A 1,302-nucleotide genomic window follows, 5' to 3' on the forward strand; every position below is an offset into this window, starting at 1 on the left:
TATTTTATTTCTTGGGGACACGCTGCTCTTATACCCCCCTACGGGCTTTGGGCTTTGGGCTTCGGGCTCTGACTTCTGGTGGAAACGCTTCGCTTATTCCACCCTACGGGCTAAGGGCTTTGGGCTTAGGGCTCTGACTTCTGGTGGAAACGCTTCGCTTATTCCACCCTACGGGCTTTGGGCTTAGGGCTTTGACTTCTGGTGGAAACGCTTCGCTTATTCCACCCTACGGGCTTTGGGCTCTGACTTCTGGTGGAAACGCTGCGCTTATTCCACCCTACGGGCTTTGGGCTCTGACTTCTGGTGGAAACGCTGCGCTTATCCCACCCTACGGGCTTTGGCCTTTGGTTTCTGGTGGAAACGCTGCGCTTATTCCACCCTACGGGCTACGGGCTTTGGGCTTTGGGCTTTGACTTCTGGTGGAAACGCTTCGCTTATTCCACCCTACGGACTAATGCATAAATCATGTAGGGTGGATTAAGCGAAGCGTATCCACCAGAGCCTAATGCAGAAATTACGCAGGGTGGATTAAGCGAAGCGTATCCACCAGAGCCTAATGCAGAAATCATGTAGGGTGGATTAAGCGAAGCGTATCCACCAGAGCCTAATGCAGAAATCATGTAGGGTGGATTAAGCGAAGCGTATCCACCAGAGCCTAATGCAGAAATCATGTAGGGTGGATTAAGCGAAGCGTATCCACCAGAGCCTAATGCAGAAATCATGTAGGGTGGATTAAGCGAAGCGTATCCACCTATGCCGCCTCTGCATCAAGCGTGCCTGAATGCCCGAAAAAACTGCGGCAGCTTCGACAGATTCTTCCAGGCCAGCGCCGCCACGCCGCCGGCACCGTTGACCCGCAGCGCCTGGTCATCCTCCCACGACTTGCGCAGCACCTTGCCGAGCGAGCGGTTGCTGATGCCGCCCAGGCGCATGCGCACCAGCACCTCGGGCAGATACACCACCCGCCCCTGCAGCTGCGTCAGCATGCGCAGCATCGCCCTTGTTCAGCCCAAAGTAGATGCCGCCATCCGGCTCGCTGACCAGCACGGCCAGCTGATCACGCTTGCTCTCCAACATCGCCAAGGTGCCATCATCGCTGCCGCCATCGATGACGATATGCTCCCGATTGGCATACGACTGCCCCGCCACCGAGTCCAGTGTAGGGTAATGGAATGGTCCGCCCCGCTCCTCCAACGCGCCCAGAGCGGGCACAATGAGCGATGATCTTGAAGCATCGTCAACCGAGGTAGCGGAGCAGACCAATGACAGAGCGTAGCAAAGAACAGCCGATCACGTTCGTTG

The 1,302-nt window shown here is 56.3% G+C and carries 1 protein-coding gene and 1 pseudogene; both read right to left on the reverse strand.

Annotated features, from left to right (window positions below):
- Positions 1 to 767: 767 nt before the first annotated feature.
- Positions 768 to 995, reverse strand: a complete 228-nt coding sequence (locus tag F2Q65_RS20125; protein WP_246156401.1) for a hypothetical protein — start codon at positions 993 to 995, stop codon at positions 768 to 770.
- Positions 996 to 1,062: 67 nt separating this feature from the next.
- Positions 1,063 to 1,212 (reverse strand): annotated as a pseudogene (locus F2Q65_RS20345) (glycosyltransferase); the annotation flags it as partial.
- Between the last annotated feature and the right edge of the window lie 90 nt (positions 1,213 to 1,302).

This window comes from Thiohalocapsa marina (genome assembly GCF_008632335.1).
GTDB lineage: Bacteria > Pseudomonadota > Gammaproteobacteria > Chromatiales > Chromatiaceae > Thiohalocapsa > Thiohalocapsa marina.

Coding starts and splice junctions, on each gene's coding strand:
- F2Q65_RS20125 (WP_246156401.1), bottom strand. CDS start 995: ATGCTGCGCATGCTGACGCAGCTGCAGGGGCGGGTGGTGTATCTGCCC.